Genomic DNA, 23775 nt, shown 5'->3' on the forward strand with positions numbered 1-23775 from the left:
CAGGTTTTATGTTTATAATAATGAACTTTAATCTTCAATGGATGGAGGGTTCCAAATGGAAGCTGCAATATAGCGCTCCGGACCGGTGTTCTTGTCCATAAAATAATAAAGGGCGACTATTTTTCCGTCTGCCCGTTGCACTACTCTGGGGTATCCAAGATCTTTTCCGGAACCGTCATCGCGCAGTACATAATCCTTGCTCCATGTACGTCCATTGTCATTGCTTAATTTTGCCCTGATCTCACTTTTGTCTCGGTTGTTTTTGATATCCTCCTCCAATGCCCTGTAACCATAGATCAAACATATTCTTCCGTCTTTCATCTTTACCATGGCAGGGGGATTGCCCTGTCCGCAATTCTCCACTGGGTTGGGCAGGGGGTTCCAAGTTAGTCCATTATCCTGGGATAGGTAGGCATCAATAAATCGGTCTGATTCTTCCCTTCTTCGAGTGGTTACCAATATTTCTTTATCGGATATTCTTACTGACGCTGGCATTATGGAAAATCCATCTGGTTCAGGTCCGATCCATGAAACGAAGTCCCAGTTTTTGCCACCGTCAGTAGTTTTAACGCACATTACACGACCCTCTTTTCCATTGGCTTTGGCAGCAGTAAGAAATAGCATACACTCATTTTTACCATCAATAATATAGTCGGTTCGAGCTCCAATTCCAGGTGTATTAAAATTGGGCAAGTTATAGGGACCTTCCCAATCGCGTCCCCTGTCGTAGGAATACCAAATGCGTGATTCTGCCCCATTATGATCTGTCATACGTACCGTAAAAGCCAGATTGGGGTCAGTAAAATCTATTTGTTCGGCAGGAATTGGTTCAGGTGCTTTTATGTCTTTTCTCATAAGACCATGATAACTGCCGTTATCGGGAACTACGAGATTACCGTCTACCGCTCCAGGATCTTCGAGAGTCCAGTTCTCCCCACCATCAAGACTTCGGGCCAGAACGTGAAGCTCTGGATTTTCTTTGTCAAAATTATGCCGATCGGGTCCCAAATCCTTGTAGTGTCCCTTGGAAAAACCTACTAAAATTTCATTTCCCCAATTCCATACCCCATGGTTGGCCGGCCAGCCTCCGAACATGCCCGGCTCATAATATACTTTTACATGCTTAACGTTGTCCTGCTCCCCTTGACCATAGAAATTAGTAGTAAAGAACAGTGATATTAGCATTGTTATCCAAGTGAATTTTATTTTCATAACGTATATTATTTGTTGACGGGGGTTTGAAATTTGATTCATCAATGTTTATAATATGGATACTATTTTACCCTTAATGATTTCTTTCAACGTGAATCCGATTTAAAATAAAATTTCTCTGGTCTCGAAGTCACTTATATATGTTCATTTTCTTTGCTCGCCCAAAGAAAACGAACCAAAAGAAAAGGCGCCTAAACCAAGGAATTTTTTCGACAACTAGGTCGAAAAACTGTATACGAAACTCCGCGTCGTCCCTTATTGGGACTCCTGATCTCGGAGCTTTCGTATACTATTCTGCGGTTAAGGATTTCTGGCTGCGCCGCTTTTCATTCTATATTATTATTCATAATTACATAATTTACAACTATTTAGGTTTTTATTATGCGCCCTAAAATCAATGTTTTGAAATAATGTCATTTTAGCCGCTTGAAAATTATTTCCTTTACTAATTTCGACTGAACAACGGTAGTCACTTCGACAGAGTCCCTTTTAGGGACGACGAGAAGTCGCAAATACTTATCGGGAGCTAGATGTGCGATTTCTCATATTCATTCGAAATGACGACCTAGAAACCTTCAACTATCACTCTACAATTGTCGTCTTTATTATGTACCCCAAAATCAAATTTTTGAAAAATGTCATTTTAGTCGCTTGAAAAGTAAAATTTCTCAGGTCTCGACCTCATAGCATTACTTTAAACAATTGATTAACAATTAGAAATCAATCAAACTCACATTTTCAATTAATAGAGTGGGCCGTAATTCTCACATGCCCTGTAATCAGCGGCTTCTTGATCCATTCCAAAAGAAGCCCAATCCTTGGGTCTAAATATTCTTTCGGGTTCAACATTATGCATATTTACAGGAATCCTAAGCATGGAACAAAGTGTTATTATTTCGTCCCCAAAATGACCATAACTGAAAGCTCCATGGTTTGCTCCCCAATTATTCATAACACTGTAGACATCCTTAAATGCTTGATCCTGATTCAATCTAGGTGCAAACCAAGTAGTGGGCCAAGTAGGATTGGTTCTCTCATCCAAAGTTTTATGTACTTCTTCAGGTAGTTCTACCGTCCATCCTTCAACTATTTGCATTACAGGCCCCAATCCTTTAACCACGTTTATTCTGCACATGGTCACTGGCATTTCGCCTTTGGTGACAAAATGGGAGGAGTATCCTCCTCCTCCAAAATATTCGTACATAGCCGGTGGCCAGTCCGTGGCTTCCAGGCATTTTGTAGCTTCCGATTCGGAAATTTCCCAGAACGGTTTCATAGCTGGTTTCCCATTTATTTGCTGTTGTCCAGTACCATCCAACGTTGATGAACCGGAATTGATCAAGTGGATTATACCATTGGCTGCCTTGCCCTGGAGCTTATGACCAGTGACCCTTTCTATGGACGCCGGACTCCAAAAGGTTCTTACATCGGAGAACATCTGCGCTTGGTTGGTCAATAGGTAACCAAATAGCATGGAAATGCCATTAAGGCTGTCATTTTCAGTGGCCATCATATAGGGAGGACGGATTCCACCCCAATCGAAGGAAGAGTTTAGGATGGCTTCCATAAAATCCCCATTGGGCATATAATCGTTCCATTGTCGTTGACCTTGGAATCCTGCTGCAATGGCCCCGTGTCCTAGAGCTTCCTCTCCAAAGCCCAATTCGGCCAATTTCGGATTACCTATCATTAAATCCCTGGAAATCAATGTCATTTTAACAACGGTTTCCCATTCTTCATCCATACGTTCCCTGGATTTCTGTAGGTCTTTGGCATTGTAATTTTTACCTTCCTTACAGTTCTCCTTGGTCCATTTTAATGCTTTTTCAAATTCTTCCGGATCAAATATTCCGTGCTGCATCCTACGATTTACTTCGCTCATATCCACATATTCGTTGCGCATTCCCAGGTAATCCTGAAAAAAGCTCTCATTGACGATTGAACCAGCTATCCCCATGGAAACAGAACCTATTGATAGGTACGATTTACCGTTCATCATGGCTACAGCAAGGCCCGCTTTGGTAAATTGTAACAACAGTTTTTGAACATCTTCTGGGATGTTCTCGTCATCGCTATCCTGAACTTCCTTGCCATAGATACTGAAGGCTGGTACCCCCTTTTGTGCATGTCCGGCCAAGGCGGCCGCCAAGTATACGGCCCCTGGCCTTTCCGTACCGTTAAATCCCCAAATTGCTTTTGGGCGAGTGGGGTTCATATCTATGGTTTCCGTTCCGTAACACCAGCATGACGTTACTGTGATAGAAAGTCCTACCCCTTCTCTAAGAAATTTTTCCTCACATTTTTGTGCTTCCGGCACACGTCCAATGGTGGTGTCCGCAATTACACATTCTACTTTTGTTCCGTTATAGTTCCTAAGGTTGGTGGAAAGAAAATCGGCGACTCGTTGTGCCATGGCCATGGTGGTCTGCTCCAAAGATTCCCTAATGCCGCCCAAACGGGCATCGATTACCGGTCTTATTCCTACTTTTGGGATTGCTCCTAAATGGTTGTGCTTGTTTTGCATTGCTGAATTTTTATGTCGATTAATATTTTCTATTTTAATTTTCTGCTTTTTACTAGATGTATTAGTGGTCTGGGCATGACCTTAAGATTCTTTCAATTGTTGGGCTTCTACGAAGTCTGCCAATGTTGAGTATTGGGTATACAGGGTTTTATATTTTTCTACATTTTCGGCTATAGGGTAGTATTCTTTTTGAAATCCGCTTCCCATGGCATCTTGGGCGTCCATGATGGAATCGTAGAGACCGGCGACCACTGCTGCTGCCATGGCGGCGCCTAGAGCACAGGTTTGTTCAGATTTAATGATCCTAATAGGGAAGTTTAGGACATCCGCTAATATTTGCATCACGAATTCTGATTTTTGGGCGACGCCGCCAATGGCAATTACACCATCTATCCGAACACCTTCTTCCTGGAATTGTTCAATTATTTTTTTGGAGCCAAAGGCGGTGGCCTCGACCAATGCCCTAAATATATTGGGAGCAGTCGTGCCCAATGTTAGGCCTTGAAGTGCTCCTTTAAGATTTTGATTGGAATTTGGTGTTCTTCGACCATTCATCCAGTCCAATGCGATTATTCCCGACTCTTTGATTTCTATTTTGCTAGCGGCCAGAGAAAGCTCCGAAAGAATCCCCTCTGCCATTTCTTCCAATAGCGCCACCTTTGTAGCTTCGTCCAGTAACTTACTATTAGTAATAATTTGGTTGGCTGGCCACATCAGAATATCCCTGTACCAGGCATATAGATCACCAAAGGCGGATTGGCCAGCTTCCAAGCCGATCATGTTGGGAAGGATAGAACCATCTACCTGTCCACATATGCCGTGAATTGCCTTATTGCCAATTTCAGACTTTGGGGCAACGATCATGTCACAGGTGGAAGTGCCTATAACTTTCACCATATGATAAGGTTTTATGGCACCTCCAATGGCCCCTATATGGGCATCAAAGGAACCTACGCCTATTATTACATCCTTGGGTAGACCGAGCAAATGAGACCATTCTTCAGAAATGGTTCCAGCAATTTGATCGGAAGTATAGGTATCCGTGTAAAGTCTGTCTCTTAAACCTGATAATAAGGGGTCCAATTGTGTCCAAAATTCGTCTGCAGGTAGTCCATTCCAATCCGCATGCCACATGGCCTTGTGTCCGGCCGCACATCTACTCCTTTTTATCGTGGACAGATCGGTATTTCCCGTGAGTAGGGCAGGAATCCAGTCGCAATGCTCCATCCATGAGTAGGCCGCTTCAGACACTTTGTTATCTAAGCGCAGGGTATGTAAGATCTTGGCCCAAAACCATTCCGAGGAATATTCCCCACCACTGTATTTGGTATAGTCAATGCTGCTTTTGGTGTGAGCCATTTCGTTTATTTCTTTGGCTTCTCCTACTGCAGTATGATCTTTCCATAGGATAAACATGGCATGGGGATTTTCTTCAAAACCAGGGAGTAGTGCCAAGGGTACTCCCTTTTTATTGACGGCAACAGGGGTAGAGCCTGTAGTGGCTACAGATATTGCAGCTATGCTGTTTATAATTTCTGATGAAAGTGAAGCCATTACATCTTTGATGGCGTGTTTTAAGCTCTCGATATGATCCAATGGGTGTTGCCTAAATTGATTGGCTGAAGGATTACAGTACATCCCCTTGGCCCATCGTTCGTATTTGGCAATGGCGTTACCAACAATATTGCCATTACTGGAATCGATAACTATTGTCCTTACGGAATCTGTTCCAAAGTCAATTCCGATGGTATATTTCCGATTCTTCATAAGCTGGTTAGAATAAGGATTAAAATAAATTTAAACGTTTAAGCTAGCAATTTAAAAAAATTAGTTCATTTTGCCTCAATTATATTATTTTTTTAACAATTGAGGGTGTTTACTGCGAATACTGCGTTTTTGTTTCGGAAAAACTATATTAACCAAACCATCATATTGAAATTGGCTGGAAATATGTTGAGTTTGACGAATTATTACAAAACAATCCATAAAGTATCGAGTTTTTTTATCAAATAAATTTTACTTTTGCAGCCGCAGATTTAAATAATGAACTGCAAATGGCCTCATAGTTCAACGGATAGAATAGAAGTTTCCTAAACTTTAGATCCAAGTTCGATTCTTGGTGAGGTCACTTTTTAACTTGTAAAGTGGGTTAAATTAATACAAATTAAACTGATTTACAGTGTTTTAGATATATTTTGATATCAAATGATGTCATTTGATATCAAACGATAGAGTTCACAAATCGTCAACATTTTTTTTAAATGTTTTCGTAACTTGAAGCAACTTATTTTCAAGGTCTAAGATGAACTTTTTTTGGTGATTTGACTTTCGTCTTCAATTTAGTTCAACTTAAAGATGATTGTTATGCGCTCTACCACAACATTTTCTATCCTATTCTGGATATACGCTAAAAGAACCAAGAATAACCTTGCTCCACTCTATGCAAGAATAACCGTAGATGGGAAAAAGCTCAATATTAGCCTTAAGAGGCGAATCGATATACAGCTTTGGAACCCTCAGAAGCAAAGGATAAAGGGGACGGGTAAAAATGCGCGGGACCAAAATCAATACCTTGACGAGGTGCATTCCAATCTTTTTCAATGCTATCAGGAATTAAGGGCAGAGGGCAGGCGTATCACTCCCCAGATAATCAAATCCAAATTTGTTGGGGATGCTAAAGTAGTGCATTACACAATAAAGGATATTATCGAATATCACAATGCCAAAATGTTCCACAAACTCCATCACAATACTTCACGGCTATACCTCATTAGCCAAAAGTATATCCTACTTTTTTTAAAAAAAGAATACAAAATGGACAACATAGAGTTGTCGGAACTCGATTACCAGTTTATTTTGAATTTTGAGAATTTCCTCCGTGGTCATACGCCTAGGCACTACCAAAAGAAAATTGGAAATAATGCGGTTATGAAACATATACAGCGACTTCGCAGAATGGTTACCCTGGCTTATCAAATTGAATGGATAGACAAAGACCCTTTCCGTAAATTCAAACAAAAATTGGTTCCCACACATAGAGGATTTTTAACCGCCAAAGAACTGAAGGACTTAGAGGAATTAAATATTGACTCTGAACGTTTAAAGACTGTAAGGGACATGTTTATATTCAGTTGTTATACTGGGATCTGCTATGCAGATTTGATGCTTTTGACTAAGCAGAGTGTGGTATTGGGGGTGGATGAAAGCTACTGGATTATTACTAAAAGGCAAAAAACGGGAAATGCAGTAAAGATCCCTCTTCTATCAAAAGCATTGGATTTGATAAGATGTTTTATGGATGATAAACGGTCTGTAATCAACGGCACCTTGTTCCCAAAAATATCAAATCAAAAACTAAATGCCTATTTAAAGGAAATAGCCCAACCGGCGGGAATCCAAAAGAACCTCACCTTTCATATGGCTAGGCATACTTTCGCTACCACTGTAACCTTAACCAATGGGGTGCCCATTGAAACCATTTCTAAAATGCTGGGGCATACGAAACTGGCAACAACTCAAATTTACGCCAAGGTCATCGAGAGAAAGGTATCAGATGATATGCAATTGTTAAGGGAGAAATTGGAAGTAGATATTGAAGTTGGGGTACCTGATTAAGAAAATGAACCGATTTAAAAACAACGACTTAATAAAATTAAGAAAACTAAGCAAGGCTAATAGAGTATATTACGGCCTATAACTCAAGATTTATATTGGCAGAATAGTATAAGAATTGATTAAATCATAAATTTAAAGTATGATGAACTTCTGAAAGTTTTTTTAAATATATTGGAAGTGTCTACTTGAATATTTCAATTTTGTGAAGATCACACTTTAGCATAATTATTATGAGAACCCAAAGAAATTTTTTTATATCTGTTATTTCTTTGTTTATCCTTCTTTTCTCGTGTGCAAAACAAACTGAAAAAGAGGAAGTTCGGATAGGTTTCTCGCAGGCCATGTTAAATGACGAATGGAGGCAATCTATGAATAGTGCCATGGAAGTACAAGCCTCTTTGTACCCCAATGTTACCTTAAGTATTTCGAACGCGAACTACAATGTTCAGCGACAAATAGCACAGTTAAAGGAGTTCATTTCGGATAGTGTGGATATTATTATTGTTTCCCCTATTCAATCCAAACCCATTACTCCCATTGTGGAAGAGGCAATGAATGCCGGGATTCCGGTTCTTGTAGTAGATAGGAAAACGGACAATCAAAAATACACGGCATATGTAGGTGCCGACAATATTGAAGTTGGCCGAAATGCTGGTAAAATCATTGTTTCCAATGTACAGGATTCTTTAAGGGTTATTGAAATAAGAGGTTTAGCTGGGTCTTCTCCGGCTGAGGAAAGAAGTCTGGGTTTTCATCAGATTTTGGATAAATTTCCCAAAATAAAATTTGCAGGAACTATAGAAGGGGATTGGGAGAAGGAATCCATCACGGAAAGGTTACGAGAATTATTGTCAAGAACCGGAACGGTAGATTATATTTTTGCCCATAACGACAGAATGGCCAAGGGTGCCTGGGAAGTAGCTAGGAATTTGGGCATGGAAGGCCAAATAAAAATCATTGGTGTTGACGGACTTAATGGACCTAACGGAGGCATACAATTAGTAAAAGATGGGGTTCTAAATGCAACGATATTGTATCCTACAGGGGGTGCTGAGGCAATAAAAATCGCATTGAAAATTTTAAACGCTGAGGTGGTGCCTACAAATAATATTCTGAGCACCACTGTTATTGATCAGTTTAATGCTGATATAATGCAGAATCAATTCAGTAGAATAAATGAGCAGCAAGGTCTCATTGAATCTCAGATTTCCGCAATTAAAAGACAAGAGCAACTCTACTATTCACAAAATAATATCCTCAAAATCATTATTATATTTTCGGTAATCATATTTGGCCTTGCCGTTTATAGCATATATTCCAAAATAGCTATATCCAAGAAAAATAGGCAGCTGGAGTTGATCAATAAAAAGATTACTGTCCAAAGAAATCAAATCGAAAAAATAGCCAACGAAGTAAAGGAAAGTAATGAGGCCAAATTAAATTTTTTCACAGGGCTATCCCACGAGTTTAAAACACCTATCACTTTAATCATGAGTTCCATAGAATCGTTAAGGGAATGGGACAAACAAAGGGGCTATAAAACTGGATTTGAAGTTGAATTGATTCAAAATAACTCCAATCGTTTATTAAGGTTGATCAATAATTTATTGGATTTTAGAAAAGTTGAGGACCAAAATTTCAATGTTAGGGCTTCAGAAACAAATATTTTTAGGTTCTCCAACAATATATTTAAAGAATTTATGGGAGAGGCGAAAAAGAGGGGAATCAAATTCAATATTACCACAAATAATGAAGATTTGGACTTGTTTATCGACCGAAATTTAATGGATAAAGTCTATTTTAACCTTTTATCCAATGCCTTTAAATTTACTCCTGATAATGGAAGAATCGATATTGAAATTAACGATAATTTAGACAAAAGTACTGTTGATATTCACTTTAAGGACAACGGAATAGGAATTCCGGAAAACGAATTAAAAAATGTATTCACTCCATTTTTTAAGGGTTCCAATAATAGGAAAAATAGTTCAGGGGTAGGTTTACATCTTAGTAAACAATTTGTGGAACTTCATCTTGGTAAAATTGAAGTTAAATCCTATCACGGAACAGAATTTATTATTACCCTATTTAAAGGAAATACCCATTTTAATGAAGATCAAATTGTAATTGACCCAGATTTGGCGGATACAACGCTCAGTGATTTTTCCGGGGATATTACCTCGGATGATAACTTTTTGGAACTGGGTACCAAAATTAGGGAGGATAGCTATTCCATTCTTTTAATAGAGGACAATCGGGATTTGAGTTTTTTCCTAAAGAATAAACTAGGTGTCGAGTATGATATGATATTATCCGATGGTACCGATGGTATAGAATTGGCATTTGAGAATATTCCTGATGTTATCATATGTGATATAAACTTGCCCGATAAAAATGGATTTGAAATTTGTGAAATCTTGAAGAACGATTTGCGAACATCGCATATTCCAGTTATAATATTAACAGCACTGGGCAATAGGGATTCTTTTCTACAAGGCCTTAAAAGCGGAGCAGATCTTTATTTGACAAAGCCATTTAGCTATTCCATCTTAACGCAATCTATAAAGTCGCTCCTTTACAATAGGGAAAAGTTAAGGTATTATTATACCAATAACATTCATAAAATTGAACAGGGGCAGGCGTTTGGGAGCCCTGAACAATTATTTGTACGGGAACTAAACCAACAAATAAAGGTGAACTTGGATAATGCTAATTTTTCCGTTGAAAATTTAGCTGAGGCATTGAATATTTCTAGAGTTCAGTTGTATAGAAAGGTCAAGGCAATAATAGGCATAAGCGTAAGCGATTATATTTCCAATTATAGATTGGAAAATGCAAAAACCATGATAGAAAACACAGATCTTTCCATGTCGGAAATAGGGTATAGCACAGGATTTTCTTCCCCAAATTACTTTTCTACAGCCTTCAAAAGTAAATATGGTGTTACTCCAGGGGCCTATAAAAAATCACTTTAGGGTATTCTTAATCTTTTACCTTAATACCATGTATCAATTTTAAAGTTTTGTGTTACATCAGTATAAATGGGTCAAACTTTCTTTGTTAAAATAATTTTATTAACATGCTGGTTGTCAGTGCTTTGTGTTTATTTTAAATAATGTTAACGAAATCATAACAGATTGTAACATTGACAAAATAATTGCCAAATAAATTGTAATAATATAGTCTTCATATTTAATAATTGGGATATGAAGAAAATATTGGTTTGGTCTATTACTGCAGCTTTGGCGGGATTTCTATTTGGTTTTGACACGGTGGTGATTTCCGGAGCGGACAAAAAATTACAGTTGCTATGGGGTTCTTCCGATGTATTCCATGGTACTATAGTAATGGCCATGGCTTTGTGGGGAACAGTTGTTGGAGCATTATTGGGCGGAATACCTACCAATAGGTTGGGGAGAAAGAAAACGCTGTTCTGGATTGGGATTTTTTATACCGTATCCGCCTTGGGTTCTGCATTCTCAAACGACCCTGTTACTTTTGCCTTCTTTAGATTTTTAGGTGGATTGGGAGTAGGTGCATCCACCATTGCCGCGCCTGCATATATTTCTGAAATTGCCCCGGCCAAGGATAGGGGTAAATTAGTAGGCTTGTACCAATTTAATATTGTCTTCGGAATATTGGTAGCCTTTTTTTCCAATTACTTATTAAGTGGTATAGGTGAAAATGCCTGGCGCTGGATGGTTGGGGTAGAGGCCATTCCTGCCGTAATCTATACCCTATTTGTTATGACCGTTCCACAGAGTCCAAGGTGGCTTCTGACCAAGCTTCGTACCGAAGAAGCTCTAAATGTACTAAAAGTGATAAATCCTGGTCAGGATGTTGAAAAATTGATGTTGGAAATAAATCAGGAAAATGAAAACCAGGTACCGGGTGAAAACATTTTTATAAAGAAATACCGCTTCCCATTAATTCTTGCCTTTTGTATGGCCTTTTTTAATCAGGCTTCCGGGATTAATGCCTTTCTATACTATGCCCCTAGAATTTTGGAAGAGGCCGGTCTGGGAGAAAGTACTGCCTTATTGAGCAGTATTGGAATAGGGGTCACTAACCTGCTTTTTACCCTCTTGGGTATTTTTCTGATCGATAGGCTTGGTCGAAAACAATTAATGTACCTAGGTTCCATCGGGTATATCGTATCACTGACCTTGGTGTCCTGTGCTTTTTTTCTTGAATGGGAAGGAATGTCTGTAGCTATATTCCTGTTCCTGTTCATTGCCGCGCATGCCGTAGGACAAGGTACTGTAATCTGGGTGTTTATATCTGAAATTTTCCCAAATCATTTAAGAGGTTCGGGGCAATCCTTTGGAAGTTCGGTCCACTGGGTCTTGGCGGCGGTAATTCCTTCCTTGATTCCGGTCTTGTTTTCCTCTATTGGAGCAGGAACAGTATTTGCCTTCTTTGCTTTTATGATGTTTTTACAATTGCTCTTTGTGGCTTTCATTATGCCAGAAACGAAGGGGGTTTCCTTGGAAGCTTTGAGCAAATCCTTGAGTAAGTCCAATGGCGGAAATACTAAGAAGGTAGAGGTAGTTAAAAAGAATAAATAGATAAAATTTAAACCCAATTTTTTGAAAGTATGAAAAAACATAGATTAAAATTAGTTGTTGTCATTGCAGGTCTGTGCATAGTTTTCGCATGCAAGGAACAAGGTCAGAAAGAGAACAAGGACATTGTTGTCCAGCAGGAAAGTACTGTGGATGCCGAAGAGGAATTGTATCGTCCAAATTACCATTTTACACCTAAGGTTGGATGGATGAACGATCCCAATGGGATGTTCCATTACAATGGGTATTATCATTTGTATTTTCAACATTATCCAGACGGTAATAAATGGGGACCCATGCATTGGGGGCATGCTATAAGCACCGATATGGTGGAATGGAAGGAGCAGCCCATTGCATTATATCCGGATGATCTGGGATATATTTTTTCTGGAAGTGCAGTGGTGGATCTGCAAAATACCTCTGGCTTTGGGACAGGGGGACAAGTGCCGATAATTGCCATGTTTACATATCATAATATGGAAATTGAAAAGGCCAATGGAATCGATGTTGAGTCACAGGCCATTGCATATTCTTTGGATGAAGGGCTAACTTGGACTAAATATTCAGGAAACCCGGTCATAAGGAATCCGGGAATAAGGGACTTTAGGGATCCTAAAGTGTCCTGGAACGAGGAGCATAAGAAATGGGTTATGGTCCTGGCTGCCCAGGACAAAGTGATGTTCTATGGTTCAAAGGATCTTAAAAGCTGGGAGCTGTTGTCGGATTTTGGGGTGGATTTGAATAGGGAGATTGGAACACATGGTGGTGTTTGGGAATGTCCAGATCTTTTTCCTATTCCTGTAGAGGGTACTGATGAAACCAAATGGGTCCTCTATGTAAGTGTAAATCCTGGGGGTCCAAATGGGGGTAGTGCTACACAATATTTTATTGGGGACTTTGATGGGACAAAATTTACCATGGATAGGGATTTTGAAACAGTCCTAAACAAGGGTCAGAACTTTTGGATCGATTTTGGGAAGGACAATTATGCCGGGGTTACCTTTTCCAATGTCACCTCCAAGAACGGCGGGAAATTTTATATGGGTTGGATGTCGAATTGGGAATATGCCAACGAAGTACCTACCGAAACCTGGCGTAGTGCCATGACCGTAGCAAGGGAAATAAAATTGATTAAGGATGCAGATTCCTATAGGTTGGCTTTTAAGCCAGTTGATGAAATTGACGCCTATAAAGGTGTAAAGTATAAGAAAGAAAATATTGCAGTGAATGGGGAATTGGCACTCATCAATTCAGAAAAGATAAATTTTTCTCGGGCAGCCATTAACTTCAATATTTCAGATATAAAAAAAGATAGTTTCACTTTTAAGCTTTCCAACAAGCAAGGGGACGAATTGTCCTTTGGATACAACGGCATCGATGATACTTTTTTCATCGATCGCGATAAATCAGGTAATACAGGATTTTCCGATACGTTCTCGAATAAGAATAGTATTGCGAAACGAATCTCCGGCAGTACGATGCTGTCCGGGACTATCCTTTTGGATAAGACATCCATAGAATTATTTTTTGATGAAGGGTCTACGGTAATGACGGAAATCTTCTTTCCCAATGCACCGTTCGAGACGCTTTCAATAGAGACGGTCAATCAAGACTTTAATCTTGATTTATTAGAGGTAAATGAACTTAATATTAACTAAATACAACTCAATTATGAAACTAAAACTTTTTTTATTACTAATGACGTTTGTTCCCTTGGGGCTAATGGCCCAAGAACAAATACAAGGTACGGTGACCTCCCAGGATGATGGGATGCCATTGCCAGGTGCCTCAGTTGTAGTGGCGGGCACTACCAATGGTACAACGACAGATTTTGACGGTAACTTTACACTTGGTGATGTGCCTACTGATGCGACACTTTCTGTAAGTTATGTTGGTTTTTTAACTATGGAAATTCCTGTAAATGGACAGACAACCTTCACAATTGTATTACAGCCAGATGCGCAAATGTTGGACGAGGTAGTTTTAACCGGGTATACTACGGAAAGAAAGGCCGATTTAACCGGAGCCATTACTGTTGTGGAACTTGGTCCTGTTGAAGGTCAAAGTTTAAGTTCCGGTAATGCCATGCAGGCTTTGCAAGGGAGGGTTCCAGGACTCTTTGTTGAAAAATCAGGAAACCCGAACGGTACCAGTAGCCGAATTTTAATTCGAGGGGTAACAACATTGGGAAATAATGATCCACTATATGTAATTGACGGGGTACCAACAGTGCGGCAAGAAGTCTTTTCAGGCCTTAACCCAAGTTCAATAGAATCTGTTCAAGTATTGAAAGATGCATCCGCCTCTTCCATTTACGGTTCTAGGGCAGGTAATGGTGTCATTATAGTTACCACGAAGAACAGCACCAAAGCAGGAGGGGATGAAAAATATAGGGTTAGTGTCAATTCCAACCTATCCGTACAGTCAGAGAAAAAACAACGGTATGATATGTTGAACTCCATACAACGCGGAGAGGCTTTGTGGAGGGCTTCCGTTAATGATGGCGCAGATCCAACAGGAGGTTATGGTGAAATCTATAATTTTGATTGGAACGGTGATTTTAATAATCCTGTGCTCAACGGTGTAACGCTTCAGCCTTATGTTGGCGGTGATACCAATGTGCCGGCTGGCGATACTGATTGGCAGGAAGAATCCTATGAAACTGGTTATGTTTACAATAACGAAGTTTCTATTTCTGGAGGAACGGACAAGTCCTTTCATCTCATTAATTTGGGACATCTTAAGAATACGGGTATTTTAAAACATACAGGTTACGAAAGATTTTCTGGGAAATTAAATTCCAATTTTAAATTATTCAATGACAAATTGAAGATTGGGGTTAATACCGCTTTTACTACCTCGGATGAAACTTTGGCCTCTACCGATATTGGTAGTGCCCCAACTCCCGCATTAGCAATAAGCATGGCGCCGACCATACCTTTATTCGATAATAATGGTAATTATGGTGGGCCATTGGGTGCTGGTTATTCCGATCGTAACAATCCTGTTTTGATGCAATATTTAAATAGGTGGGACAATACGGAAAGGACCAATATTTTTGGAAATGTATTTGCCGAACTTCAAATCATGGACAATTTAACCTTCAGGACTAGTATTGGTCTCGATTATGGTGACTACAAACGTAAGGATATTGAGCCCAAGGTAACCAATGGATTTGTAAACAGAAGCAACAATAGGTTGATTTTGGACACAAATAAATTTACCAGCGTTGTCTTTACCAATACATTGAATTATACTAAGGAACTGGGAGATCATCGCTTTGGTCTCTTGTTGGGAGCAGAATCCATTAAAAATGATTTTGATTCAGTTACCGCTATTGCCGATGGTTTTGCGGTAGAAACAGAATCGTATTTCGTTTTGGATGCCTCAACCGGAGCTAGAACCAATACTGGCCGCTCCAGTGGAAGTAGCCTATTGTCCCAATTTGGAAAATTAAACTACGCATTTGCAGATAGGTATTTGGCTTCCGTTACAGTACGTAGGGATGGTTCGTCACGATTTGGTGATGAAAATAGGTATGGTGTTTTTCCTGCGGCAACTTTGGGTTGGAGAATTAGTAGGGAGGATTTTTTCAATGATGAAGGTGTAGTGTCAGATTTAAAATTTCGGGCAGGATATGGCGAAGTGGGTAACCAGTCTATCGGTGACCTCGCAAGATTTGGCCTATACGAATCCAGATATGGTCCAAACCAAGATCAATTTATTCCTGATTTTTTCAACCAATATTACAATGTTGGAACAGCTTATGATCTAGGTGGCAATAATGGGGGAACCTTACCATCAGGTTTTGTTTCCATTCAAGCGGCAAACCCGGCATTGAAGTGGGAAACAACCAAAGAATTTAATTATGGTGTGGATTTTGGTCTTTTTAATAATGCTGTAGTAGGTACGTTCGATTACTTTACCAGAAAAACCAGTGATATTTTGATTACACCGCCTATTGCCTCGGTTATTGGAGAAGGGCAACAGCGCGTATTGAATGGGGCTACTACACAGACCAAAGGATGGGAACTATCGGTAGCCTATTCCAAAACTTGGGATAGTGGATTTTCTTTAGGGTTGTCTACTAATTTTGGAGCATTTAAGGATGAGATTACCTTTCTTCCGGAAGAGGTTAGGGCAGGCTTTCCCGGAACCGCTGCCAATTCCATTTTAGGTCAGTCTCAATTTTCAATTTTTGGCTATAAAACTGATGGTTTGTTTCAAAGTCAGGCAGATATCGATGCTAGTCCAACTCAAGTTGGTTCAAGGCCAGGAGGGATAAAATTTCAGGATCTTAACGGGGATAATGTAATAGATTCCGATGACCGTGATTTTATAGGGAATACATTGCCAGACCTAGAGTATGGTATCCGAGTTGATCTTGGGTATAAGAACTTTGATTTTTCCGTTTTTGGATCTGGAGTAGCTGGAAGAATTGGTCAGGATCCTTACATATTATGGAACAATTTTACGCAAGGAAGAGAGAATGCCGGACTTGGTGTTCTTAATGCCTGGACTCCAACCAATACCAATACCGATATTCCATCCTTGTCTTTGGCTTTCAATGATCTTAGAACTTCCGATTATTTATTTAGGAAGAATTCCTATTTTAAAATAAGAAATCTACAAATAGGGTATTCTTTACCTGAGGAGATGATCAGTAAATTTTGGGGAATGACTGGATTAAGGGTCTATTTTCAAGGTGAGAATCTATTTTGGTTTACTCCAAAAGATTATATCGGATCGGATCCGGAGCGTACAACTGTTGACAATATCCCCGTTCCTACTGTGCTATCATTGGGACTTAATTTGAACTTTTAAAAAATGAAAATCATGAAAAGAAATATAATATTTATAATGGGAGTGCTGGTTTCGTTTTTACTGGCTTCCTGTGACAAGGACTTTTTGGAATATGAACCAGAGGGAGTACTGTCCAATGAAAATGTGGCGACAGCTGATAATGCCGAAGCCTTAGTAGTAGCTGCATACGCAGGGATTGCCAATGATGAAATGATCGGACCATTGACCCATCAATGGGTGTATGGTAGTGTGCGTTCGGATGATGCCTATAAAGGTGGTGGAGGCCGTGGCGATGTGGATGTAATTGACCGCTATGAGCAATACAATCTAACAATTCCAGATTTTGGGGATTGGATGGCCCCGAGAACTTGGACCAATTATTACAAGGCCATTTCTAGAGCTAATTTTGCGTTGACCGTAATTAACGACATACCTGACGCGGAATATCCAAATAAGACTTTGAGACAGGCGGAACTTAGATTTTTGAGGGCACATTCCCACTTTATGATGAAACTTTTGTTTAAAAAAATACCTTACATCAAAGAAGGGCTGACCCAAGAGGAAACTGCTGCTGTCACAAATGATGTGCCCAACGATGAATTGTGGAATACCATTGCGGAGGATTTTATTTTTGCTTACAACAATCTTCCCCAATCACAAGATGAGGTTGGCAGGGCAGATAGAAATGCAGCTGCGGCCTATATGGCCAAACTTAGGCTCTTCCAGGCGTACGAACAGAATGACCAGCATCAGGTCACTGCTATCAATCCGGCCCGACTTCAAGAGGTTATTGATTACGCTGACGAGGTAACTGCTAGTTTGGAAGGGGATTACGGTAACAACTTTTTGGATGGTTTCGATAATGGTCCCGAATCAATTTGGGCTGCCCAATTTTCTATTAATGACGGTACCAAAGTAAGTAGGGTAAGTTTTGTAACGGGACTTAATTCTCCTCATGGATCTGCATTATACGGGTGTTGTGGATTTCATTTGGCCAGTCAGAATATGGTCAACGCATTTAAGACCGATGCTGCTGGATTGCCTTTATTGGATAATTTTAATGATACGGATATATTCACTACAGTTAATGAGGATGGAACCGTAACACCAGCGGTGGGATTAACGGTGGATCCTAGGTTGGATCATACCGTAGGGGTTCCGGGAAGACCTTTTAAATACAGGAATACAGTTAATGCTACCGGTGATATGGTTTATAACTTTAGTTGGGCCAGAGATCCGGGGGTTTATGGCTATTTTGGTAATATGAAGGAACAACAGGCGCCAGATTGCTCTTGTTATGTTAAGGAAGGACCGTTTGTTGGTACTTCCAAGAATGTTGATTTTATAAGATATGCAGATATTTTGCTGTTCAAGGCAGAGGCCTTGATACAATTGGACCGCTGGGATGAGGCTTTACCTTTGATCAATCAGGTTAGGGCTCGTGCAGCTGCAAGTACCCAGCGCCAGATCGATGCAGGTGCGACGGATATTTACAATATTCAAGAGTACACTACCTTTACTGATAAAGACTACGCATGGAAAGCCTTGAAATTTGAAAGGAGATTGGAATTTGGGATGGAAGGTCCGAGATTCTTTGACTTGGTAAGATGGGGTGAGGCAGCAGAAGTGCTAAACGCCTATTTGTCCGAGGAAAAAACAAAAAGGGATTTCTTGTCTAGTGCAGTTTTTACAGCAGGTAGGGATGAATACTATCCAATTCCACAACGTGAAATAGATTTTACAGGTGGACTTTATAAGCAAAATCCTGGTTATTAGTATTAAATCAAAGAAAGAATTTAAATTGAGTTAATTTATTCACGAGATAGATGAGAACAAAACATCGAAAAAAGCGGGACATTTTAAGCTTGCTAGGCTCTCTATTTTTAGCGGTAAAAAAGCTAAATAAAATATATATGATATGAATTTTTTTTATAGGCATTATAAACTCCTATTCTTTATCTCCGTTTTATGCCTCACTTACAACAAAGGTGAGGCTCAGGCGGGTGATTCAGATAACACTTCAAAAGTGCCAAAGTATAGCTTTGCAAATACGATCGAAAAGCAGGAGAATCAGCTTAAAACCAATCCCTTGATGAAGAGATTGGAAAAGTCTCGTAATGAACTGGCAAGTGATCCTTTTAGACCAATTTATCATTATGTAAATCCTGAAGGGATGTTAAATGATCCAAATGGGTTAAGCTACTGGAACGGTAAATGGCATTTATTTTATCAAGCTTATCCGCCTGAAGATCCAAGGCAGCATTGGGGGCACGCAATAAGTGAGGATTTGGTTCATTGGCGTGATCTTCCTTACGCAATTTATCCTGGGCCTGAGCGTCATGTTTTTTCAGGTGCCACATTGGTTGAGGAAGATAGGGTAATAGCTATGTATCACGGTACAGGAGTAGGTAACATGGTTGCTGTTTCCAGTGATCCGCTATTGCTCAACTGGGAGAAATTAACTGGAAATGCTGTAATTCCATTAAAGAATTCTTCAGATGACACCTCACTGCCATATAGTGTTTTTGATCCTTCAATTTGGAAGAAAGGAGATTATTACTATTCTTTATCAGCCGGTAGAAGTAATACAGGCCCTGGGGGCAAACCAGTGAGGGCAAACCATTTATTTAAATCTAAAAATCTTGAAAAGTGGGAGTATTTGCATGAGTTTGTTGAAAACGATCGCTTTACCTTGATAGGAGATGATGGAGCTTGCCCCTATTTTTGGCCGATTGGAGAAGATAAATACATCATGAATTTTTTTAGCCATATGAGTGGTGGGCAATATCTTTTAGGGGATTATGATAAAGAAAAGGATAAATTCGTAGTTACTTCAGCAGGAAAATTTAATCACGGAGCAGTTAGTCCTGCCGGGGTTCATGCTCCCTCAGCTACCGTAGACGGAAAGGGTGGGGTTATCGTAATTTTTAATATGAACCCAGGAAAACCAACAGTAGGTTGGAACCAGATAATGACTTTACCACACCGGTTGACCCTCCTCTCAGATGATGAACTTGGTCAAGCGCCTGCGGGAGACTTGTCCTCTCTGCATCACGATGGGCAACATATAAGAGGAACCACGATTCCCGCAAATGAAGAGCTGGTTTTAGAAAATATTCAGGGGAATGCAATGGAAATTTCCGCTGAAATTGATCTCAAAGACTCAAATTTAATTGAGCTTAACGTTCTTAGATCTCCCAATAAGGAAGAATATACCAGAATAATTATCTATAAAGAGAACGGATTTTCGGACGGCTTAAACTATGCATCAAAGCCTGGAACGGCCAAGATGCCTGAAGGATTGCTCCCCTTGGTTACAGGAGAAGAATATAAACGAGAAGGTCATGGAATCAATAAAAGTTTAATTTCTATCGAATCTTCCTATTCCTCCATGCTTCCCGATGTAGAAGTAAGGGCCCCCGAAACTGCCCCTTTTCTTTTAGAACCAGGAGAGAATGTGAGATTAAGAGTTTTTGTCGACAAAAGTGTAGTTGAGGTTTTCGTTAATGGAAAACAGGCAGTTGCCATGCGGGTGTATCCAGGTAGAGATGATAGTTTAGGAGTTTCTCTCAGCTCTAGAGGGAAAGAGGCAGAGCTGATTTCCTTGGACGCATGGCAGATGAAGAGCATTTATAACAAGAATGGGAATTAGAAAATTACTTGCCAAAAATAAAGCAGTTAATTAATTCATTTTCAAACCTTGTTATAATAGTAGGGAATGACTTCAAGCCTAAAATGATGGGAATATTGAGCTTATTGCATTTTGAGAATAATAATTAATCATTGTATATGTATAAAGGTTTAAAAACCTTACGCTTAGGTGAAATAGTATATGATGTTTTTCCAGAAGGGCGGAGAATTCGTGGTGCTCCGCTTAAGGTGACATCAAGATTTTCTGGATAGGGAGTTTCTTCTTAAATAATTGGTAAAGTGGTACACGATTAAAAGAAGAAAGACTAATTTCTTATCTGAAATTGAAGAAAATAAGCACAATCCTAGTTGTAAATTTGAGTCTAAGTTAGTTTGAGTTAGTTTTTTATGGGCACGGAGAATGGTTTCTTCGTGCCTTTTGTTTAAGTAATAAATTATGAAAAAATTAAAAGCGATTTGTTTCGGAGAGGTTTTATTCGATAATTTCCCAACACACTCAAAGATTGGGGGAGCTCCCTTGAATGTTTCTTTGCGCCTACAGTCTTATGGTGTAGACGTTAGTACGATTAGTAGTGTTGGCGATGATGTGGATGGAAAAAAAATAATTAAATATCTAAATAGTTGCGGCGTCAATACCGATGGGGTACAAATAAGTTCCAGTTATGGGACAGGTAAAGTAAACGTCGTCTTAAATGATAAGGGTGTGGCATCCTACGATATTGCCTATCCAGTTGCTTGGGATAAAATTTTGCCAAGAAATCTATATGAAAGTCAGCTAAAAGAAACCGATGTTTTTATTTATGGCAGTCTTGCCTGCAGGGATAATACTTCAAGGGCCACCCTAAAGGGGTTATTGGAAATAGCACAATACAAGGTTTTTGACGTGAATTTAAGAGCACCGCATTATACCAAGAAACTGATCCTGGAATTAATGCAGCACGCTAATTTTGTGAAATTCAATGATGACGAATTGTACGAGGTAGCGGAATACCTAGGTTCCAAATACAACTCTATGGAGCAGACTATAGTATTTGTAGCCCAACAGACCCAAACAGAAACCATTTGTGTCACCAAAGGGGCTTATGGTGCTGTATTGTATCACCAAAATATCTTTTATTATAATAGTGGCTATAGGATTAAGGTTCTTGATACGGTGGGCTCGGGAGATTCATTTTTGGCTTCCGTAATTTATAAATTGTTTAATGGGGAAGGACCACAAGCGGCTATCGATTTTGGTTGCGCCGTAGGAGCTATGGTAGCGAAAAGTGAAGGTGCCAACCCAATTTTTACCAAGCAAAGCATAAACAAGTTTATGAATCCTTAAAGTTTTTGTGTCATGCTTAGAAGTTATCCATATTTTAATAAATGATGATTTTTTAGAAACTTTATTAAAATATCCAAGCAGTTATACTTAATATCCTAAATGGAATAATTCATAAAAAAATTATTCAAGGCAATTATTCTAGAGCAATCAAAACTCTAAAATCTCGCTTTTTTAAGTTCTTAATATTGTTTTTATAGAATTTTTATTGTTAATAACTACCAAAATTCTAATAAATGTTCATTTTAACAGTGATTTTTTTTGACATCAATTGATATCATATGACATCAAATAAAATCATTAAGTATGAAAGGCAATATTATTAGGTATAGTTTGTGGTAATTTGTTGTTATTCAATTAGTTGTGGATAACTATTTTTGTTTCTTCCCTTTTTCATTTTCCTATTTTTATACATTTAACCAACTACAATACTGTAGGAAAACAAAAGCGCTTTTGTTCATTCTGTAACCCTAAAAAAGAAACAAAATGGACAATATTTTTATACTCGAACGACTGGATCGTTTGGAAAGACTGTTGACGGCCCATAAAGAGGTACTGACCTTTGAGGAAACCTGTGACTATACCGGTATATCCAGAAGCTATCTTTACAAACTTACTTCCTCTGGAAATATTCCACATTCCAAGCCGAACGGGAAACTGATCTTTTTTGAAAAGAAGAAGCTGAACGACTGGCTACTGCAAAATGGCATTTTGTCCCCAGGCTATATCGGGAACAATACCTTGGCGGACACTTCCAAAAATAAAAGCTCATGACAGCTGGTGGTTTGGCAGATGGACTTTACAAGGTAAAGGACGCAAAAAAAAAGACCATTTATGACTATACGATCGAATACCTGGAGGGGAAGTACGACATTATGTACAACGAGATATCCCATGATTTTCAGATATCCTGTAAACAGTCAACCGAATGGTCCTATCTGAACCTCAATTCCCTGATCATTGAACTGGCCAAGGCAGGTGTGGATATCAGCACTGGGAAACTGGAAATCCTGATCAGATCGGAACTCATCCCGAAATACAATCCTATCAGGGCGTATTTTGATTCACTTCGGAAATGGGACGGGGAGGACCATATCTTAAAATTAGCCTCCTACGTTCCCACCTATGATGATACGGCCTTTGTCTATCACCTCAAAAAATGGTTGGTCAGGGCCATAAAATGTGCCCTGGAACCGGCCTATTTCAATAAACAGGCCCTGATCATCAGCCACAAGGGACAAAGCTCGGGCAAATCCACCTGGTGCCGCTTTATCTGCCCCCCGGAACTCTCCGATTATATGGCAGAGGACATCAGCAACGACAAGGACGCACGCATCCAATTGTGCCGCAATTTTCTGTACAACCTGGACGAATTGGCCGTACTGACCAAAAAGGATGTGAACGCCCTGAAAGCATTCTTTTCCAAGACCTTTATCAATGAACGCCTTCCCTATGACAGGAAGAATACGACCCTTCCCAGGATCTGTTCCTTTTTGGGCTCCACCAATATGTCCTCTTTTCTGAACGACGAGACCGGGTCCGTGCGTTGGCTGTGCTTTGAACTCAAGGACAGGATAGATTTCTCCTATTCCAAGGAAATAGAGATCAAGGACGTATGGATACAGGCATACCACCTCGCTTATAACGACCCCAACTTTAATCCCGAACTCACCCTGAACGATATTTTGGAGAACGAGGAGCGCAATAAGAAATACACCAAATTGACCACCGAAGAGGAACTGGTCTCCAAATACTTTGAAAAATCCAACGACATGTCCGATTTCGTCACCGCCTCTGATGTATTGGTCAAGCTCAGTTGCCTTAACCTCAGATTGAACCAGATAAACCTGGGTCGAGCCCTCTCGGGATTCAACTTCCAAAGGGTGAAACATCCCAAATGGCAGGTGTACGGGTATCTGGCCAAACAAGTATTTGTCCAGACCCCATGGGAGGTAGAACATAGAAAAAGTCCAAAAGCACCTACCTAATTACCTAACGGACCACGACCGTCGCAATGGCGGGAGCTGCCTTAAGGTAGGATACATTAACCACTAATTACCTAGGTATTACCAATCCTACCTATT

At 39.7% G+C, this 23775-nt stretch carries 13 protein-coding genes and 1 tRNA gene; 11 read left to right on the forward strand and 3 right to left on the reverse strand.

The window, feature by feature from the left end:
• Window positions 1-27: 27 nt before the first annotated feature.
• The 3 genes from MWU78_RS01925 to MWU78_RS01935 all read right to left on the reverse strand — a co-directional run bounded on the left by MWU78_RS01925 (window position 28) and on the right by MWU78_RS01935 (window position 5503).
• Window positions 28-1212 (reverse strand): sialidase family protein, encoded by a 1185-nt coding sequence (locus MWU78_RS01925; RefSeq protein ID WP_246994454.1) that lies wholly within the window; start codon window positions 1210-1212, stop codon window positions 28-30.
• 742 nt (window positions 1213-1954) lie between these two features.
• Window positions 1955-3736: an L-fucose isomerase gene (locus MWU78_RS01930; protein WP_246994456.1), complete on the reverse strand. Its 1782-nt coding sequence runs from the start codon at window positions 3734-3736 to the stop codon at window positions 1955-1957.
• Between the two features lie 81 nt (window positions 3737-3817).
• A complete protein-coding gene (locus MWU78_RS01935) occupies window positions 3818-5503 on the reverse strand; it encodes a ribulokinase (protein ID WP_246994458.1) in 1686 nt (561 codons plus the stop codon).
• 289 nt (window positions 5504-5792) lie between these two features.
• Here MWU78_RS01935 and MWU78_RS01940 point away from each other — a divergent pair.
• The 11 genes from MWU78_RS01940 (at window position 5793) to MWU78_RS01990 (ending at window position 23679) form a co-directional block, all read left to right on the forward strand.
• Window positions 5793-5864: transfer RNA gene (locus MWU78_RS01940), tRNA-Arg, on the forward strand.
• A gap of 236 nt (window positions 5865-6100) precedes the next feature.
• Entirely contained in the window at window positions 6101-7351 is a 1251-nt protein-coding gene (locus MWU78_RS01945) for a site-specific integrase (RefSeq protein ID WP_246994460.1), read from the forward strand.
• A 230-nt stretch (window positions 7352-7581) separates the two neighbouring features.
• Complete coding sequence (locus MWU78_RS01950; RefSeq protein ID WP_246994462.1) at window positions 7582-10326, forward strand: substrate-binding domain-containing protein; 2745 nt, start codon at window positions 7582-7584, stop codon at window positions 10324-10326.
• Between the two features lie 231 nt (window positions 10327-10557).
• Window positions 10558-11919, forward strand: a complete 1362-nt coding sequence (locus MWU78_RS01955) for a sugar porter family MFS transporter (RefSeq protein ID WP_246994464.1) — start codon at window positions 10558-10560, stop codon at window positions 11917-11919.
• A 29-nt stretch (window positions 11920-11948) separates the two neighbouring features.
• On the forward strand, window positions 11949-13574 hold the full coding sequence (locus tag MWU78_RS01960) for a glycoside hydrolase family 32 protein (RefSeq protein WP_246994466.1): 1626 nt from the start codon (window positions 11949-11951) through the stop codon (window positions 13572-13574).
• 13 nt (window positions 13575-13587) lie between these two features.
• Complete coding sequence (locus tag MWU78_RS01965) at window positions 13588-16740, forward strand: TonB-dependent receptor (RefSeq protein WP_246994468.1); 3153 nt, start codon at window positions 13588-13590, stop codon at window positions 16738-16740.
• A gap of 12 nt (window positions 16741-16752) precedes the next feature.
• Entirely contained in the window at window positions 16753-18495 is a 1743-nt protein-coding gene (locus MWU78_RS01970; RefSeq protein WP_246994470.1) for a RagB/SusD family nutrient uptake outer membrane protein, read from the forward strand.
• A 142-nt stretch (window positions 18496-18637) separates the two neighbouring features.
• Window positions 18638-20371, forward strand: coding sequence for a glycoside hydrolase family 32 protein (locus MWU78_RS01975; RefSeq protein ID WP_246994472.1), 1734 nt, complete (start codon window positions 18638-18640; stop codon window positions 20369-20371).
• A 435-nt stretch (window positions 20372-20806) separates the two neighbouring features.
• Window positions 20807-21694, forward strand: coding sequence for a carbohydrate kinase (locus tag MWU78_RS01980; RefSeq protein ID WP_246994475.1), 888 nt, complete (start codon window positions 20807-20809; stop codon window positions 21692-21694).
• Window positions 21695-22177: 483 nt separating this feature from the next.
• Entirely contained in the window at window positions 22178-22465 is a 288-nt protein-coding gene (locus MWU78_RS01985) for a helix-turn-helix domain-containing protein (RefSeq protein ID WP_246994477.1), read from the forward strand.
• On the forward strand, window positions 22462-23679 hold the full coding sequence (locus tag MWU78_RS01990) for a virulence-associated E family protein (RefSeq protein WP_246994480.1): 1218 nt from the start codon (window positions 22462-22464) through the stop codon (window positions 23677-23679). The genes MWU78_RS01985 and MWU78_RS01990 overlap by 4 nt, the downstream gene beginning before the upstream one ends.
• Window positions 23680-23775: the final 96 nt, after the last annotated feature.

Origin of the sequence: Arenibacter sp. F26102 (assembly GCF_023015865.1) — a bacterium.
Classification (GTDB): Bacteria; Bacteroidota; Bacteroidia; order Flavobacteriales; family Flavobacteriaceae; genus Arenibacter.

What these genes read in the sequence shown, in the direction of transcription:
- MWU78_RS01925 (WP_246994454.1), bottom strand. Translation starts at nt 1,212, where the DNA reads ATGAAAATAAAATTCACTTGGATAACAATGCTAATATCACTGTTCTTT.
- MWU78_RS01930 (WP_246994456.1), bottom strand. Translation starts at nt 3,736, where the DNA reads ATGCAAAACAAGCACAACCATTTAGGAGCAATCCCAAAAGTAGGAATA.
- MWU78_RS01935 (WP_246994458.1), bottom strand. Translation starts at nt 5,503, where the DNA reads ATGAAGAATCGGAAATATACCATCGGAATTGACTTTGGAACAGATTCC.
- MWU78_RS01945 (WP_246994460.1), top strand. Translation starts at nt 6,101, where the DNA reads ATGCGCTCTACCACAACATTTTCTATCCTATTCTGGATATACGCTAAA.
- MWU78_RS01950 (WP_246994462.1), top strand. Translation starts at nt 7,582, where the DNA reads ATGAGAACCCAAAGAAATTTTTTTATATCTGTTATTTCTTTGTTTATC.
- MWU78_RS01955 (WP_246994464.1), top strand. Translation starts at nt 10,558, where the DNA reads ATGAAGAAAATATTGGTTTGGTCTATTACTGCAGCTTTGGCGGGATTT.
- MWU78_RS01960 (WP_246994466.1), top strand. Translation starts at nt 11,949, where the DNA reads ATGAAAAAACATAGATTAAAATTAGTTGTTGTCATTGCAGGTCTGTGC.
- MWU78_RS01965 (WP_246994468.1), top strand. Translation starts at nt 13,588, where the DNA reads ATGAAACTAAAACTTTTTTTATTACTAATGACGTTTGTTCCCTTGGGG.
- MWU78_RS01970 (WP_246994470.1), top strand. Translation starts at nt 16,753, where the DNA reads ATGAAAAGAAATATAATATTTATAATGGGAGTGCTGGTTTCGTTTTTA.
- MWU78_RS01975 (WP_246994472.1), top strand. Translation starts at nt 18,638, where the DNA reads ATGAATTTTTTTTATAGGCATTATAAACTCCTATTCTTTATCTCCGTT.
- MWU78_RS01980 (WP_246994475.1), top strand. Translation starts at nt 20,807, where the DNA reads ATGAAAAAATTAAAAGCGATTTGTTTCGGAGAGGTTTTATTCGATAAT.
- MWU78_RS01985 (WP_246994477.1), top strand. Translation starts at nt 22,178, where the DNA reads ATGGACAATATTTTTATACTCGAACGACTGGATCGTTTGGAAAGACTG.
- MWU78_RS01990 (WP_246994480.1), top strand. Translation starts at nt 22,462, where the DNA reads ATGACAGCTGGTGGTTTGGCAGATGGACTTTACAAGGTAAAGGACGCA.